Raw genomic sequence first — 16,749 nt, forward strand, 5'->3', positions numbered from 1 at the left:
AACCCCAATGCAATACTCCGCGTCCGGCAGCGGACAGTTTTTTCATGAGCGAAATTTCACCCGATCACGCTTGTGTGCTCGTGTTCTTGCCTTGGTCCGTCCTTATATGCTGCGCTGCAACATAGGCTGACGGCAGCGGTCCCGCTCCAATGACGCAGGGGCAGGCCGGCACATCGAGACAAGGAACGCCATGGCGAAGAACGGCAAGGCGGGGGACAAGAAGAAGATCAACATCGCGCTTCAGGGCGGCGGTTCGCACGGCGCCTTCTCCTGGGGCGTGCTCGATCGTCTGCTCGAAGACGGGCGGCTTGAGATCGCTGCCGTGTCCGGCACCAGCGCCGGCGCGATGAATGCGGTGGCGCTGGCCGACGGCTTCGTGCGCGGCGGCGTCGAGGGCGCGCGCACAAAGCTCGATGATTTCTGGCGTGCTGTGGCCTCGAAGGGGCGGTTCAGCCCGGTGCAACGCATGCCGTGGGACGTGGTCTGGGGGAACTGGTCGATCGAGAACACGCCCGGCTATTTCTTCTTCGACACCATGTCGCGGGTCTTCTCGCCTTACGTCGCCAATCCGCTCGGCCTCAACCCGCTGCGCGATGTGGTCGAGAAGGAGATCGACTTCGGCAACGTGCACGCCTGCAAGTCGATGGAGCTCTTCATTTCGGCGACCAATGTCGAGACCGGGCAGCTGCGCGTCTTCTCGGATGGCGAGATCGACATCGACACGGTGATGGCGTCGGCCTGCCTGCCGCAATTGTTCCGCGCCGTCGAGATCAAGGGCGTGCCCTATTGGGATGGCGGCTATGGCGGCAATCCGGCGCTCTATCCGTTCTTCAAGACTGCGGCGGCCGAGGACGTGCTGCTCGTGCAGATCAACCCGGTGGTGCGCGAAGGCACGCCGAAGAGCGCCAACGAGATCCAGAACCGCATCGACGAGATCACCTTCAATGCCGGGCTGCTGCGCGAATTCCGCTCGATCGCCTTCGTCAAGGAACTGATCGCGGCGGGACGGCTGCCGCATGGCGAATACCGCGACATCCGCATGCACCGCATCGATGCCGACGAGGCTTTCAAGGATCTGTCGGCCTCGTCCAAGGTCAACGCCGAATGGGCCTTCCTCGCCTATCTGCGCGACCTTGGCCGCAGTGCGGCCAGCGACTGGCTGGAGGAGAACTACGACGCGGTCGGCAGCCGAGCGACGCTCGACCTCTCGGGCGAGCTCGACGACGGCTTCAAGCCGATGCGCGGCCCGGCCCCGGGCCGGCGGGTCAAGGAATTCCTCGCCGCGCGCATCAAGCCAGAGTCAGCGCGCCGGCGAGCCTAGTTGCCCAACCCTCTCGCACGTTTCAGCAGGCGCTGAGGTTTCCCTTGCGGAACCGCCGATATGCTGGATTCACCTCCGTCGCGCGAGTAGTTTACCTCGGCGTAAACCGGAGGTAGCGATGCTGCAGACCAGACAGAACTCTCTCGGGGTCAAGTTTGAGGCGCAGTGCAGGGCCTTCGAGAAGGACCCCTTTCCTGGCCTCGCAGTGCGCAAGGATCGGCTGAAGCGGCTGCTGGCGCTGACCGAAAAGCATGAAGCCGAGATCTGCACGGCGATCGACAGCGATTTCACTGGACGGGCGGCGCAGGAAACGCGGCTTGCGGAACTGTTCGTCGTTCGCGCCGGCATCAAGCACGCCATCCGGCATCTGCGCGGCTGGATGCGCGAGCGCCGCGTCGCCACCAGCCTGCCGTTCCTGCCGGGGCGCAACCGCCTTCTGCCGCAGCCGCTCGGGGTCGTCGGCATCGTCTCGCCCTGGAACTATCCGTTCCAGCTTGCCATCGCGCCGGCGACTGCCGCTCTAGCCGCCGGCAACCGGGTGCTGCTCAAGCCGTCCGAGCTGACGTCGAATTTTTCAGACCTGCTTGCCCGGTTGGTCGAAGAGCATTTTTCCTCCGACGAGATGAGCGTTGTGGTCGGCGATGCCGAGGTCGGCAAGACATTCGTGTCCATGCCTTTCGATCATCTCTTGTTCACCGGCTCCACCGCTGTCGGTCGGCAGGTGGCGCTGGCCGCGGCCGCCAATCTGACGCCGGTGACGCTCGAGCTTGGCGGCAAGTCGCCGGCGATCTTCGATGCGTCGTGCGATCTCGACGCTGCGGTCGCGAGCGTCGCCTACGGCAAGCTCTTGAATGCGGGCCAGACCTGCATCGCACCCGACTATCTGATGGTCCCGCAAGGGCAAGGCGCGGCGATCGCCGCAAAACTTGCCGGCGCGATGGCGCAGCTCTATCCGCGCCTGGGCGACAATCCCGACTACACGGCGATCGTCAGCGAACGGCACCAGCGGCGCCTGAGCGACATGGTCGCCGAGGCGCGCGAAAGCGGCGCCGATGTCACCGAGGTCAACCCGGCAAATGAAAGGCTTGGCGTGAGCGACCGCAAGATGGCGCCGGTCCTGGTCAGGAACGCCGGCGAGAGTTTGCGGCTGATGCGCGAGGAAATCTTCGGGCCGGTGCTGCCGATCGTTGAATACGGCGCGGTAGATGAGGCAATCGATCACGTGAACCGCGGCGAGCGTCCGCTGGCCCTCTATTGGTTCGGCAAGAACAGCGCCAATCGCCAAAGGATCATGCGAGAAACCGTTGCCGGCGGCGTGACGATCAACGACAGCATGATGCATCTGGTGCAGGAACGGCAGCCATTCGGCGGCGTCGGCGAGAGCGGCATGGGCGCCTATCACGGCGGATGGGGCTTCCGCACCTTCAGCAAGGAAAAGCCGATCTTCGTCCAATCCAGGCTGAGTGCCGGTGCCCTGCTCAGGCCGCCTTATGGCCGGACGTTCGAGCGGCTGTTCCGCTTGCTAAACCTGATCACCTGATCGGATTTATTTTCGGATTGGGCGCGTCCTCTGATTGTCCCATGCTAATGCGACAGGTCATTCGCAAAAAATTCTTCATCATACTGACGCCTGCTGCCATTGAGTGTCCGATCGGCCGAAAAACCCGGCCCGATTGAGAAAAGCCAAGCAGTCCAGCATGTAAAACGCGGAAAAGACCAGCGCCCCAAGCACGGCGGCGCAATAATCCATCAAAGTTTCTGACTGTTTTGCGCAACGGCTTTGCGGTAGAAGCGCGCTTCGCCGATCACGGCAAATTGAAGATGGCTCTGCGCGCCCCCATATCGGCCGCGCGCCCGGGGATCGAAACCGTCGACCTCGCCCAAGCCTGCAACGGAAAAAATGACGATGCCGAAAATCAGGTTTCACAAGCTTGCAGCCATTGCTGTGCTCATCGGATCCGCTGCCTGGATGGCAACGGGCGAGTTCTCGTCCGTGGGCAGCGCCGCCGATCACCAGAAGGAGGGAGAAGCAGGCAAAGCCGCGCAGTCCGGCGCCGAAAAGCCGAAGACGGCGGAGGCCGAGCCGAAGGCAGCATTGCGCACCGTCGCGGTGGTGACGCCGCCGCGCAAAACCTTCGCGCGGGCGATACGGATCTCGGGCCTGACCGAAGCCGACAAGCGCGCTGTGCTTGCTGTCCGCGTCGCCGGCGTCATCGACAAGCTCCCGGTCAAGCAGGGCGATCACGTCAAGACCGGCGACCTCGTGCTGATGCTCGCCGCCGAGGAGAAGCTCTCGAATGTCGACAATGCCAGGCAGCTGCTGGCGCAGCGCAAGGCCGAGCTCGACGCAGCCGAGCGGCTGGCCAAGACCGGGAACCTGCCCAAGCTGCAGCTCGACACTGCCCGCTCGAACCTGACGGCGGCGCAGTCCATGCTGGAGACGGCGCAGGCCGAACTCGACCGCAACGAAGTGAAGGCGCCTTTCGACGGCGTCATCGACCGCGTGCCGGTCGAGCTCGGCAGCTCGGTGATGCAGGGCGGCGAGGTGGCCACCATCCTCAAGCTCGACCCGGTGATCGCGCGCGGCGAGATCAGCGAGCGCGACCTGCGCTACATCAAGATCGGCGACCAGGCCAACGTGCGCCTTGTCAACGACCAGAAAGTCACCGGCACGGTGCGCTACATCAGCCGTGACGCCTCCTCGCAGACCCGCACCTTCCGTGTCGAGGTGGCGATCCCCAATGCCGACGGCTCCATCCCCGCCGGCATGACGGCCGAGATCACGCTCAGCGCCCAGCCGACCGATGCGGTCATGCTGCCGCGCTCGGTGGTGACGCTGGGCGACAAGGGCGACCTCGGCATCCGCGCCGTCGGCAAGGACGACAAGGTGGCGTTCTTCCCGATCGACCTCGTCGACGACACGCCGAAGGGCTTGGTGCTTGGCGGCATCCCGCAGGACGCGCGCATCATCGTCGCCGGCCAGGAACTGGTGAAGGAAGGCGATCTGGTGAAGCCGGTCGAGGCCGACCAGGCAACCATCAACAAGCTGATCAGCGAAGCCTCCGCCGGCACGCAATAGCGCGGCCGCAGCGCCGGCTCGGCCGGCGCCGCTGGCCAATGTCGCGGCTTCCAGGGAAACAGCAGGCATAAGTCATGGACATCGTCAGACTCGCCATTCACAACGCCCGCCTCACAATATCGGCGCTGATGTTCCTGCTCGTCGCGGGCTGGGTCGCCTATCAGTCGACGCCGAAGGAAGCGGAGCCGGACGTTCCGATTCCGATGATGTATGTCAGCCTGATCTACCAGGGCATATCGCCGGAGGACTCCGAACGGCTGCTGCTCAGGCCGATGGAAAGCAAGCTCAAGAGCCTGAAGGGGCTCAAGGAGATGCGCTCGGCCGCCTTCCAGGGCGGCGGCTACGTGCTGGTCGAGTTCCAACCGCAGACCAACCTGGCCACCGCGCTGCAGGACACCCGCAGCAAGGTGCAGGACGCCAAGGCCGACCTGCCGCAGGCGGCGGAGGAGCCGACCGTCACTGAAGTCAACGTCTCGGAATTCCCGGTTCTCGTCGTCACGCTTTCCGGCGACGTGCCGGAGCGCGTGCTGACGTCGGCGGCGCGCGAATTGCGCGACCGCATCGAGGAGGTGCCGGGCGTGCTCGAAGGCTCGCTGCAGGGCGCGCGCGACGATCTGGTCGAAGTCGTCATCGATCCGGTGAAGCTCTCCTCCTACGGACTCCAGCTCGATCAGGTGATCCAGGGCGTCGGCGCCTCCAACAGCCTGGTCGCGGCCGGCAATCTCGAAGGCTCCGAGGGCAAATACGCGGTCAAGGTGCCGTCGCTGATCGAGACGCCCGAGGACGTCGCCAAACTGCCGGTCGTCGCCACGCCCAATGCCGTGGTGCAGGCCAAGGACGTCGCCACCATCCGCTCCACCTTCAAGGACGCCGAGACGGTGACCCGCCTCGACGGCAAGCCGGCGATCGCCATCGAGGTGAAGAAGCGCATCGGCGCCAACCTGATCGACACGCTGAACCATGTCCGGGAGGTGTCGGACACCTTCATCAAGACGATGCCGGAAGGCATGCACGTCACCTACACGCAGGACAAGTCGGTCTTCGTCAACCAGCTTTTGGGCGACCTGCAGAACCATGTGATGATCGCCGTCATCCTGGTGTTCATCGTGATCCTCTACGCGCTGTCGGGACGCGCCTCGCTGCTCATCGGCCTCGCCATTCCGTCGTCCTTCCTGATCGGCATCCTGCTGCTTGCGATGATGGGCTACACGATCAACATGATCGTGCTGTTCAGCCTCATCCTGGCGGTCGGCATGCTGGTCGACGATGCCATCATCGTCACCGAATTCGCGGAGCGGCGCATGAGCGAGGGCATGCCGAAGGCCGATGCCTTCGCGCTAGCCGCCAAGCGCATGGCCGGCCCGGTCATCGCAGCGACAATGACGCGCATCGCCGCGTTCTCGCCGCTGCTCTTCTGGCCCGGCATCATCGGCGACTTCATGAAGTACATGCCGATCACGCTGATCGTGACGCTGTCGGCCTCGATGCTCTATGCGCTGGTCTTCGCGCCGACGCTCGGCGCCATCTTCGCCAAGGCGCCGGCGCATCACGAGGACAGCGATCGCGACGGCTGGTATATGGCGCTGGTCAAGCAGGCGGTGCGTTTCCCGATCACCGTCATCCTGCTCACCGTCGGCCTGCTGGTCGGCGTCGGTTTCGCCTATTCGAAATACGGCGCCGGCGTCGAGTTCTTCCCCAGCGTCGAGCCGGATTACGGCCTGCTCTATGTGCATGCCCGCGGCAACCTTTCGCTGGCCGAAATGGACGCCGCAACCAAGACGGCGGAAAGCCGCCTGCTCGGCTGGCCCGGCGTGAAATCGGTCTACACGCGCGTCGGCAAGACGCAAGGCGGCGGCCAGGACATCCCGGAAGACGTGGTCGGGGTGATCCAGTACGAATTCGTCGACTGGCGCGAGCGCAAGTCCGCCAACCAAATCCTCGACGATTTGCGTGGCGTCATGGCCGGCATTCCCGGGGTCGACGTCGAAGTGCGCGTGCCGGAGGCCGGCCCGCCGACCGGCAAGCCGATCCAGATCAGGCTTTCGGCCGCCGACCCGGCCGGGCTCGACGACAAGGCGCGCGCCGTCGCCGCGCGCATCGCCAAGGTCCGCAACGTGATCGATGTTTCCGACGGCCTGCCGCCGCCCGGTGTCGACTGGGCGCTTGAGGTCGATCGCGCCAAGGCGGCGCAATACGGCATCAGTCCGACCTCGGTGGGCACGGTGGTGCAGCTGGTGACGAACGGTCTCAAGCTGTCGGAGTACCGGCCGGCCGGCGCCGACGACGCCGTCGACATTCGCCTGCGTCTGCCGGAAGACCGGCGCACGCTCTCGACGCTCGACGAGCTCAGGGTGCAGACCTCGCAAGGCTCGGTGCCAATCTCGAACTTCGTGGTCAGGAAGCCCGAGCCGACAGTCGGCGTCCTCAACCGCATCGATGGCGCGCGCACCGTGGTGGTGCAAGCCAATGTCAGCGCCGGCGCGCAAGTGGCAGCGGTGCAGGCGGAAGTCACCAAGGCCGTGGCCGACATGGATCTCGGCAGCGGCATACGCTGGAAGCTCGCTGGCTCCAACGAGGACAGCGCGGAAGCCAGCGCCTTCCTCAGCAAGGCTTTCGGCGCCGCGATCTTCCTGATCTTCCTGGTGCTGCTCGCGCAGTTCAACAAGTTCACCAGCGTGTGGCTTGTTCTCTCCTGCGTCGTCATGGCGACGATCGGCGTGTTCCTCGGGCTGCTTCTGACAGGGGAGGCCTTCGGCATCGTGATGTCGGGCATCGGCGTCATTGCGCTTGCCGGCGTGGTGGTGAACAACAACATCGTGCTCATCGACACCTATGACCGGCTGCGCGAGGAAGGCTGGGACAAGATGGATGCCGTGCTGCAGACCTGCCGCGAGCGCGCGCGGCCGGTGGTGCTGACCGCCGTGTCGGCCATCCTCGGCGTGCTGCCGATCGCCTTCGGCCTCGGCCTCGAAATCTTCCATCACGAGACGACGATCAACGCGCCGTCGACGCAATGGTGGATTTCGCTGTCGTCGGCGATCGTCTTCGGCCTGTCCTTCGCCACCTTGCTGACGCTGGTGGTGACGCCCTCGATGCTGATGGTGTTCACCCGCGCCAAGGTGAAGCCCGGCGCCCGGCGTGGCTGGTTCGGCCGTCTGTTCCGCCGCGGCAAGGGCGAGCTCTCGACAGGCGAGCCGGTAGCGGAAGCCAATGCCGAGCCGGCGGTCGCCTTCCCGAAAGCCGCCGAGTAGAGCGACTTCGCAACTCAGGTACATAAAGCCGCTCGGGAACTACCGGGCGGCTTTTCGCATTGTTCCCTCGAAGTTCAACCAGACGGCGAGGGTTTTCAATGACGATCGGTACAATTCTCGTAATAATCCTGATCCTGATCCTGATCGGCGCCGTGCCGGCATGGCCGCACTCGCGGTCCTGGGGCTATGGGCCTTCGGGGATTGTGGGAGTCATTCTGGTAGTGTTGCTGATCCTGCTTTTGATGGGCAGGATCTGAACCGACGACCATTTGCGGTCGGGCCTTGAAGTCCGGCCGTTTTCATCTTGAGGTTGTTCTTTGCTCAGGCGGCCTGACGCATGGGCGCGACGGCTATGCCGATGTCTTGCATGGCTTCCGCCACTGCTCGGGCGAGCGGGGTGTGCGGGATTTCGCCGATGACCTCTTCCAGGCGCGCTGACGCCAGCCGGTGCGGCTCGAAGCGCAGGTAGGACATCGAGACGATCTCGCGCCACATGGTTACGAACGGGCTGCCGGCGCGCAGCACCCACCAGGGCATGAACGTGAGTTTCAGCTTGCGGCCGAGCGCCTTTTCGGCGGCGGCCTTGATGTCGAGATCGGTGACGGCGTGGCCGGGGAAATTGATGGCCTCGTAAAAGCCGAGCTTATCGAGATTGCGCGCCAGTGCGACAAAGGCCACCGCGAAGTCGGGCAGATAGGCCCATTCGTGCACGAGTTCGGCCGGGCCGGCGGCGGTGTAGACCCCCTTTTCGATCTTGGCGGCGACGACGAGATCGAACCAGCCGCCGCTGCCGGTGCCGCCGAAGAAGTCGCCGGCCCTAAGCAGAATGGTGCGCACGCGGCCCGCATCGGCTTCGCGACGGAAAAGCTCCTCCATGGCGACGCGGATGCGGCCCTTCTCGGTGGTAGGATGGAAAGGCGTTTCCTCGGTGATCACCTGCGGCATCGGCGAGCCGTAATTATAGACAGTGCCAGGGAAGATATGCAGCGCGCCGTTCGCCCGACAGGCTGCCATGACGTTCTCGGCCATCGGCAGGCATTTGCCCCAGTCGGTATAGATCGGGTTCAAGCCATTGAAGATGATGTCGACGCCTTGCGTGGCCCGGATCAGCGACTGGCGGTCCAAAGCGTCGCCAGCGACGGCAATAGCGCCCTTGAACTCGGGCGGCACCTTGCCGGTGCGGGTGACAGCGCGGACGTCGAAACCGGCGTCGATGAAGGCCTTGGCAACCACGCGTCCGAGCCGGCCATTGGCGCCCAGAATTGCGATCTTGGTCATTGTTCGTCTCCGTTGTTTGCGCTTGCCCGCTTAATCTGACGTCTTCAAAGCCGAATGGAAATTGACTAAGGTCGGCACTCTGTTATTCAAAAACGAATGAATGAATTCGACTGGAATCTGATCAAGAGCTTCGTCGCGGTGGCCGAGACCGGCAGCCTTTCGGCCGCCGCGCGCAAGCTCGCATCAAGCCAGCCGACGCTCGGCCGCCACATCGCCGAGCTGGAGCAGGCGCTCGGCGTCACGCTGTTCCGGCGCGGGCGGCGCGGCTACGAACTCACGGAGGCAGGCAGCGCACTCTACGAGCGCGGAAAGGCAGTCAGCGAGCAGGCCAATGCGTTCTCATTGCTTGCGCTGGGCTCGGTCGAGGCGATCGAGGGCACGGTGCGGATCGCTGCCTCGGAGGTGGTTGCGGCCTGCGTGCTGCCGCAGATCACGGCGCGCCTTGGCGAGGAAGAGCCGGGCATCGAGGTCGAGATCGTCGCTTCCAACCAGGTCGAGAACCTGCTGCGGCGCGACGCCGACATCGCCATCCGCATGGTCAGGCCGGCGCAGAATGAGCTGATGGCGCGCAAGGTCACCGATATCGCTCTCTGCATATGTGCTGCGAAATCCTATCTCGACCGGCATGGACGCCCGCAGAAGCCGAGCGATCTCGCCGACCATCCTTTGGTCGGATTCGACCGCAGCGATGAGATCGTTCGCGGCCTCACCGCGTTTGGCATCCCGGTCAGCCGCAGCAACTTCCGATTCAGGACCGACAACCAGATCGTGCTGTGGGAAGCGGTGCGGGCCGGCAATGGCATCGGCATCGGCCAGGAGCCGCTCGCTAGCCGCGATCCTCGACTGGAGAAGCTGTTGCCGGAGGTTCCCTTGCCCGTGCTGCCGGTGTGGCTTGCAATGCACCGTGACGTGCGCACCAGCATGCGCATCCGCCGCGTGGCGGATTTCCTGCATGAAGAGCTGAAGCGCTACTCCGCCGGCGCAGGCTCGGCGGCGAATTCGGCGCGGTGAGCCAGGTTTGCCATCAACAGCACGATGACCAGCAGGCCGGAAAGCGCGACGAAGATCGGGCCGAAGCTCGAATGCTCGGCGACGAAGCCGATCGCCGACGGCGCCACCAGGATTCCTGAATACCCCATCGTGGTGACGACGCTCATGCCGGTGCCGGAAGACAAGCCTTCCTGGTTGCCGCCGGCCGAAAACAGGATCGGCACCATATTGGCGATGCCGAAACCGCAGAAGGCGAAAGCGGCAATGGCAAGATAAGGCGAGGGGGAGAGGCCGGCCACCAACATGCCGGCGGCAGCGACAAGCGCCGAGCCGCGCAGCGTCGCCACCGCGCCGAAGCGGTTGCGCACGCCGTCGCCGAGAAAGCGCATAAGCGCCATGACGCCGGAGAAGGCAGCATAGGCGAGGCCGGCAATCGCAAGGTCGGCGCCGAGCTCTTGCTGGAGGTAGAGCGCGGCCCAGTCAAGCACGGCGCCCTCTGAGACCATGGTGAGCAGCGCCATCAACCCGACCAGATAGACAATTGTGTGCCGCGGCAGCGTAAATTTCTGATGCCCGGCGGCCTGCGGCCTGTCGTCGGCGATGAGGTAGCGAACAGCAAAGGCGATGACCAAAAAGGCGAGCGCCGTCACCGCAATCGCATGCGCGAGATAGCCGTAGTTCTGAATGGAATAGCCACCAAGCGCTCCGCCGGCGAAGCCGCCGAGGCTCCAGAAGCCATGCGAGGACGACATGATGGCGCGGGAGAGCCGTCGTTCGACGATCACCGCGTTGGAATTCATGGCGACGTCCATGCCGCCGATCGAGCCGCCGAAGACGAGCATCGCGAGGGCCGCGAGCGGCACGTTGGGCGCAAGTGCCACGACCAGCAGGCCGAAACTGCCGCAGATGCCGAACCAGCGCAGCACGGGGCGCGAGCCGTGCCTGGAAATGAGATGGCCGCACCAGGTCATCGCCATCACCGCGCCGACACCAAACAACAGGATCAGCAGGCCGAGGGTGAATTTCGAGATGTCCAGCCGGGTCAGAAACACCGGGATCTGCGGCGCCCAGCTGCCGGTGAGAAAGCCATTGGCCAGGAAAATGCCGGCAACGGCCCAGCGGCCGCGCGTCGCGGCTTGCCTTGTGGTTTGCACGCTCATGGTTTGAAGTCCGAATGGCTTTGCGCGGCAAATTAGATCGATTCAATTTGTAGTCAAGAAGCGCTATGGCAGAAGCGTTGGACCAAGAGGCGCGGACCTGTGAGGAATGGGCCCTACTTTGGAGATTTGGCCGAGCGAAGCGACGCGCGCAGACCTTGGGATGACAAAGCAGCAGCGGCGAGCCAAATAGGACGGTTCAATGATCCTTCGGCCGCCTGGCCTCGAACTCAGCCTTCGTGGCCTCGGAGGCTTCGGTCTGGTTGAGCGCCTGCCATTCGGCATAGGGCATGCCGTAGATGATCTCGCGCGATTCGTCCTTTGTCAGGGCAATGCCGTCGGCCTCGGCCGCCTCGCGATACCAGTTCGACAGGCAGTTGCGGCAGAAGCCGGCCAGGTTCATCAGGTCGATGTTCTGGACGTCGCCGCGTGCGCGCAGATGCTCGACCAGCCGGCGGAAGGCGGCGGCCTCGAAATCGCGTTTCCGTTCCTCGCTGAGTTCGGTCATTTCGTGGTCCCCGGCCTCTCGGCCGTTTTTTAGGCCGGCCCGGTGCGCGAGCCGAACATCTTCACCTCGTGTATATCGGCACGGCGGTCGACGGCGTCAACGATCGGAGCCAATCGCTCCGCCCATTGAAGAGCGCCAGCGCGGTCGGCGATCAAGTCCTGACGGATCTCGAGCAGGGCATGGGCATAGCCGTTGACAATGGCATGGCGGAACATGGTGTCGCCGCGCAGCGCGCCGTCATAGGGCTCGTTGTCCCCAACGGTGAGCGCCTTGTCTTCGGCCAGCATGTCGATCAGCGGCCGCGCAACGCGGTCGTCGCGGTCCCACAAGATGCCGACATGCCAGGGGCGGATGAAGCCTTGCATGCGAGGGGTGAAGGAATGCACCGAGAAGATGAACGGCGCTTTGCCGGAGGCGTGCGCGACCGAGGAAATCATCGCCCCGACGGCGTCGTGATAGGGGCGGTAGAAGCGGTCGAGCCGTCTCTCCCGCTCCTCGGCGGCCATGGGATAGTTTCCCGGCACGACGGTACCGTCATAGAGCTGGCGGATCAGCGTCGGGTCGTCCTCGCCCCGGTTGGGGTCGATCAGAAGGCGGGAGAAGCCGGCCAGCACGGCCGGCGCATCGAGCGCCGCCGCCAACTCGCGCGTCACCGTCTCGACGCCGATATCATAGGCGATGTGGCGCTCGAACTCGGCAGCCGGCAGGCCGAGGCTGCCATACTCTTCCGGCAGGTCGCGACGGGCGTGATCGGCCAGAAGCACGACGCCCTTCTTGCGGTCGCCCTCGACGATGTCGAAGGGCGCGAAAGCTGTGGATCGGGTCATCGGCTGAAAACGGTCTGTTCGCTGGCGTCCGGGCGGGGTGGTATCGTCATTCCACGAAGAGGACTGAGGCGCAATGCCGTTGTTTGGCCACGGTTTCTGCAAAGAATCCCGGATGGGACGCCAAATCGTCCACCGGACCCTTCTAAATCGATTGGAATTGAATAAAACGGCGCGTTGACATGCGCCCGGAGTTTGCTGAAAAGGTGCTTCGACGATGCAGATGTGGTTCGCCAAGGGTTTTGAATTGGGTTGCGCCGGCAGGCTGCGCAAGCGCCTGAGCCTGCCGCTCCTGATCTTTGGCGCGGGCCTGTGCGCGCTCGCCGCGACCTCGCCGGCGCGCGCCGACTTCCGCGTCTGCAACGCGACGCAGAACCTGGTCGGCGTCGGCATCGGCTATCGGGCGAAGGCCGGCTGGATCACAGAGGGCTGGTGGCACATCGAGGGGTCGACCTGCAAGACGCTGATCGAGGGGCCGCTGTCATCAAGGTTTTACTATCTTTATGCAGAAGACGCCGAGCGCGGCGGGCGTTGGGATGGCCCGATCAACATGTGCGTCGCCGAAAAAGAGTTCAAGATTGCCGGCGTGAATGATTGCGTCGCCCGGGGCTTTCAGCGCGCCGGATTTCAGGAATATGACACGGGCGAGCAGGCAAGCTGGATGGTCCAGCTGACTGACGAGCCCGCAACGGGCGGCGCGCCAGCGGCCCCCGCTCCGGGAACGAACAATCAATGAGACGTAACCGCAAGGTCAAGATCCTCGCCACCATCGGTCCGGCTTCCTCCTCCGAGGAGATGCTGCGAAAGCTCTTCGAGGCAGGCGCCGACGTCTTCCGCATCAATATGAGCCATACCGACCACGAGCTGATGCGCACGCTTGTCGGCCGCATCCGGGCCGTCGAGGCGGCGGTCGGGCGGCCGATCGGCATTCTCGCCGATCTTCAGGGGCCAAAGCTCAGGGTCGGCAAGTTCGCCAATGGCAAGGAAGCACTGACCGTCGGCCAGACCTTCACGCTGGATGACAGTCCGGAACCCGGCACGTCGAAGCGCGTCTACCTGCCGCATCCGGAAATCCTGAACTCGGTCGAGGCCGGTCACCGTCTTTTGATCGATGACGGCAAGCTGGAGCTCAAGGCGGTCAAGAGCGACGGCAAGTCGATCGCCTGCACGGTGGTCGCCGGCACCGGTATCTCCGACAAGAAGGGCGTCAGCCTGCCCGACACCGATCTGCCGGTCGGCGCGCTGACCGAGAAGGACCGCGCCGATCTCGACGCGGTGCTGGCGGCAAGCGTCGACTGGGTGGCGCTGTCGTTCGTGCAGCGGCCGGAGGATCTGGCCGAAGCGCGCAAGATCGCGCGCGGCCGGGCCCTCATCATGGCCAAGATCGAAAAGCCGCAGGCGGTGGCCCGCCTGGCCGAGATCATCGAACTCTCCGACGCGCTGATGGTCGCGCGCGGCGATCTCGGCGTCGAGATGCCGCTCGAGGCCGTGCCCGGCATCCAGAAGCAGATCACGCGCGCCGCCCGCCGCGCCGGCAAACCGGTGGTGATCGCGACCCAGATGCTGGAATCGATGATCACCGCACCCGTGCCGACCCGCGCGGAGGTCTCGGATGTGTCGATCGCCGTCTTCGAAGGCGCGGACGCGATCATGCTTTCGGCCGAATCCGCCGCCGGCGCCTACCCGGTCGAGGCGGTCGCGATGATGAACCGCATCGCCACCAAGGTCGAAGCCGACCCGACTTATGCCGGCATCATCAACGCCCAGCGCTCGGAACCGGAAGCGACCGGGGCCGACGCCATTTCGCTCGCTGCGCGCGAGATCGCGGAGACGCTGAAACTGTCGGCGATCATTTCCTACACCGCCTCTGGAACAACTGGTCTGCGCGCCGCGCGCGAACGGCCGCAAGTGCCGATCGTGGCGCTGTCGCCGATCGTCAACACGGCGCGCCGGCTCTCGCTTCTGTGGGGTACGCATTGCGTGGTCTCGGAGGACGCTATCGACCTCGACGATATGGTCGACCGCGCCTGCCGCATTGCCCTCGAGGAAGGCTTCGGCAAGCCGGGCGACCGCGTCATCATCACGGCGGGCGTGCCGCTGAGGACGCCCGGCTCCACCAACATGCTGCGCATCGCCTATGTCGGCTCAGAGACGCACTAAGGTATGCCCGTATTCAGGTGGGACCGGCCTGTGAGGCGCGCCTTTCCTGCGCTTCCGGGGCTCATGTGGTCAAGTCGCTCCGCTCCGGTTCTGGGAATCCGCTCTGCTCGGCTCGGCCTAATTTGAATCTCGACACCTTCCGGTCCCGAGCTTAGCCCGGCGCCAGCTCGGCGTCCGGCACCTTCAGTTCCGGGTACCTGTCAGCGCCTTGCGCGTCGCCGGCGATCCGGCTTTCCACAACACTCGCCATCGACTGCAAGTCGACCGGCGCGCCGGCCGCCCTTTCGATGGCGCCGACGACGAGGTCGGGGGCGATCCAGTCGGGCTTGTGGCCGAGATTCGCGACCCAGACCAGCTCGGCGCCGGGAATGTCGCGTTCGAGGCCGACGGAATGGACCGTGGCGTAGACCACCTTGTCGCGATCGCCGGAGATGACCAAGGTCGGCGCCTTGATCTCACGGTAGCCAGGCGAGGCAGCGCGCACATAATCGTAAAGTCGGGCCACATCGCGGGCGTTGGCGCGGAAGGCAGGCGGCCTCAGAACAAGCGGAATGGAAGCCTTGCCGATATAGCCCGTCGGCACATTGTTCGGTGAAAACACGCAGGCCGTGGCATTGCCGATCCGCAGCATGCCCGCCGCGTAAGCAATGGTCTCGGAAAACAGCCAGCCGACCACCGGAACAGCCGTCAATTTGTAATACCAGGCGGTCGCGCCGCCCGGCCACGGATGGCTCACGGGCGCCAGGAAGACGAGGCCGAGCGTCTTTTGCGGATGCTGGCGCGCGAAGGCGGTTGTGACCGCGCCGCCGAAGGAATGGCCTATGATGATCGCCCTTGCGATGCCGAGCCGATCCATCAACGCGGCGACAGTGTCGGCCTGCGCCGCCAGCGTTTCGTTGTCGCCGCGCTCCGACCAGCCGAAGCCCGGTCGGTCGAGGAACAGCAGCTCGGCGCGGCCCTCGAGCAAAGGCCTCAGCGGCAGCATCTGGTCCTTGAGATTGGCACTGGCGCCATGGATGAAGACGACAGGCGGCAGATCGGCGCCGGCGGCGGGGACGTGGACATAATGGATGCGGGCACCATCGATGTCGGCGAATGCGCCGATCGGCGGATTGCGACGCTCGATCAGCCAGACGCCGGCGCGGGTAATGCCGGCAAGGGCGATGAGGAAGGCAACGAGGAGGAGGAGCGCGACGCAGATGAGGTACATGCGGAAAGTACGAGGGCGAGCGGATTTAGTTTAGGAGCACGGTGAGTTTGGCGAGCTGGCGGCCTGCTGCCAGCCCAAATTATTGCCCGCTTCGGTGGAGTATCGCAAACGTTCGGCTTGGCCGGGCTTGTCAAGGTCGTCGTCACCTTGCGCGACGGCTGCAGCGGAGCAGAGGTCTGCACCACCGTCGCGGCGCGGGAAGTCACGGCATGGTCGTTGGGTCAAGCCCGACGATGACGAAGAGCTGCCCCTCAAATGCCCTCGCCGGCCAGGTCTTCCGACAGCGTCGAGACCTGGCCCTGGGCGCTGCGCATCATCGGATAGATGGTGAGCACCTTCTGCCAGGCTTCCAGCGCCGACTGCTTGTGGCCGGTCTCGGCCATGATCTGCGCGAGACCCGACAGCGCGCCGAAATGGCGCGGTTCGAGCCGCAGCGTGTGGTCGATGTCCGACATCGACTTTCCATAGTTCTTCATCAGGAAATGGACGGTAGCGCGGCGGTTCCAGCCTTCGGCATAATCGGGCTGCAAGGTCACCACCTGATCGAGGAAATCGAGCGCGACGTCGAATTTCTGGTCTTCCGCCGCCCTTTGCGCCCATCGCATCATCAGGTCGATCGAGGCGCTGCCGGACTGGTTCCACTCATTCCAGATGCGGCCGGCGATGCGTTCGGCGGCCTTCTCGTTGCGCTCGCGTCTGAGATCGGCAAAGAGCTGGTCGAGCCGCCCCTGCCTGGTCGAGGCGACCGGCGGCGGCGTGATGGCGGGCGCCGGCGAAGCGGCGGGCGGCGTGGCCTCATCCTGCGCCGAAGCGGGCAAGGTCGTTCCGGAAAGGACCAGGGCAATGAAGAACGCAAAAAGAATCCGCATGTCCGGAATCTAGTCCCGGACGGCGGATCGTCAAAATGATTTTAGCGTGAGAGGGCCGGCGAACCGGCAGTCGACATCAGCGGGCGCGGCGCTTAGCGCCGC

The 16,749-nt window shown here is 64.7% G+C and carries 14 protein-coding genes; 8 read left to right on the top strand and 6 right to left on the bottom strand.

Translation table 11 applies throughout. From position 1 onward, the window contains the following. The first annotated feature begins 190 nt into the window (after window positions 1-190). From P9228_RS28255 to P9228_RS28275, 5 genes are all read left to right on the top strand, one after another. Window positions 191-1,321 (top strand): patatin-like phospholipase family protein, encoded by a 1,131-nt coding sequence (locus P9228_RS28255; protein ID WP_067319396.1) that lies wholly within the window; start codon window positions 191-193, stop codon window positions 1,319-1,321. Window positions 1,322-1,439: 118 nt separating this feature from the next. Then, window positions 1,440-2,861 carry a coniferyl aldehyde dehydrogenase gene (locus P9228_RS28260; protein WP_278056733.1) on the top strand — a complete coding sequence of 474 codons (1,422 nt, stop codon included), beginning with the start codon at window positions 1,440-1,442 and terminating at the stop codon, window positions 2,859-2,861. 366 nt (window positions 2,862-3,227) lie between these two features. Next, entirely contained in the window at window positions 3,228-4,400 is a 1,173-nt protein-coding gene (locus P9228_RS28265; protein WP_278056735.1) for an efflux RND transporter periplasmic adaptor subunit, read from the top strand. A gap of 74 nt (window positions 4,401-4,474) precedes the next feature. After that, complete coding sequence (locus P9228_RS28270) at window positions 4,475-7,651, top strand: efflux RND transporter permease subunit (protein WP_278056737.1); 3,177 nt, start codon at window positions 4,475-4,477, stop codon at window positions 7,649-7,651. Between the two features lie 98 nt (window positions 7,652-7,749). Then, window positions 7,750-7,908 (top strand): DUF3309 family protein, encoded by a 159-nt coding sequence (locus P9228_RS28275; RefSeq protein ID WP_040991775.1) that lies wholly within the window; start codon window positions 7,750-7,752, stop codon window positions 7,906-7,908. Window positions 7,909-7,972: 64 nt separating this feature from the next. Here P9228_RS28275 and P9228_RS28280 read toward each other — a convergent pair whose 3' ends face one another. Further along, a complete protein-coding gene (locus P9228_RS28280) occupies window positions 7,973-8,929 on the bottom strand; it encodes an SDR family oxidoreductase (protein ID WP_278056738.1) in 957 nt (318 codons plus the stop codon). Between the two features lie 96 nt (window positions 8,930-9,025). On the opposite strand from P9228_RS28280, the gene P9228_RS28285 reads away from it, so the two are divergent. Then, the gene (locus P9228_RS28285) at window positions 9,026-9,940 is read left to right on the top strand and encodes a LysR family transcriptional regulator (protein ID WP_278056740.1); all 915 of its coding nucleotides are present in this window, start codon (window positions 9,026-9,028) and stop codon (window positions 9,938-9,940) included. Here P9228_RS28285 and P9228_RS28290 read toward each other — a convergent pair. From P9228_RS28290 to P9228_RS28300, 3 genes are all read right to left on the bottom strand, one after another. Next, window positions 9,898-11,079, bottom strand: coding sequence for an MFS transporter (locus tag P9228_RS28290; protein WP_278056741.1), 1,182 nt, complete (start codon window positions 11,077-11,079; stop codon window positions 9,898-9,900). The genes P9228_RS28285 and P9228_RS28290 overlap by 43 nt on opposite strands. A 196-nt stretch (window positions 11,080-11,275) precedes the next feature. Continuing rightward, on the bottom strand, window positions 11,276-11,584 hold the full coding sequence (locus tag P9228_RS28295; RefSeq protein ID WP_095799795.1) for a DUF1244 domain-containing protein: 309 nt from the start codon (window positions 11,582-11,584) through the stop codon (window positions 11,276-11,278). A 29-nt stretch (window positions 11,585-11,613) separates the two neighbouring features. Beyond that, the gene (locus P9228_RS28300) at window positions 11,614-12,411 is read right to left on the bottom strand and encodes an N-formylglutamate amidohydrolase (RefSeq protein WP_278056742.1); all 798 of its coding nucleotides are present in this window, start codon (window positions 12,409-12,411) and stop codon (window positions 11,614-11,616) included. A gap of 214 nt (window positions 12,412-12,625) precedes the next feature. On the opposite strand from P9228_RS28300, the gene P9228_RS28305 reads away from it, so the two are divergent. Together P9228_RS28305 and pyk are read left to right on the top strand one after the other, a co-directional pair. Then, entirely contained in the window at window positions 12,626-13,144 is a 519-nt protein-coding gene (locus P9228_RS28305; RefSeq protein WP_278056743.1) for a DUF1036 domain-containing protein, read from the top strand. Continuing rightward, window positions 13,141-14,568 (top strand): pyruvate kinase, encoded by a 1,428-nt coding sequence (gene pyk, locus P9228_RS28310; protein WP_067319379.1) that lies wholly within the window; start codon window positions 13,141-13,143, stop codon window positions 14,566-14,568. The genes P9228_RS28305 and pyk overlap by 4 nt, the downstream gene beginning before the upstream one ends. 151 nt (window positions 14,569-14,719) lie before the next feature. Here the strand turns inward: pyk and P9228_RS28315 are convergent, their stop codons facing one another. Next, entirely contained in the window at window positions 14,720-15,778 is a 1,059-nt protein-coding gene (locus P9228_RS28315) for an alpha/beta hydrolase (protein ID WP_278056745.1), read from the bottom strand. A 251-nt stretch (window positions 15,779-16,029) separates the two neighbouring features. Next, on the bottom strand, window positions 16,030-16,647 hold the full coding sequence (locus P9228_RS28320; RefSeq protein ID WP_067319375.1) for a hypothetical protein: 618 nt from the start codon (window positions 16,645-16,647) through the stop codon (window positions 16,030-16,032). Between the last annotated feature and the right edge of the window lie 102 nt (window positions 16,648-16,749).

It is taken from the genome of Mesorhizobium sp. WSM4898, from assembly GCF_029625845.1.
Taxonomy (GTDB): domain Bacteria; phylum Pseudomonadota; class Alphaproteobacteria; order Rhizobiales; family Rhizobiaceae; genus Mesorhizobium.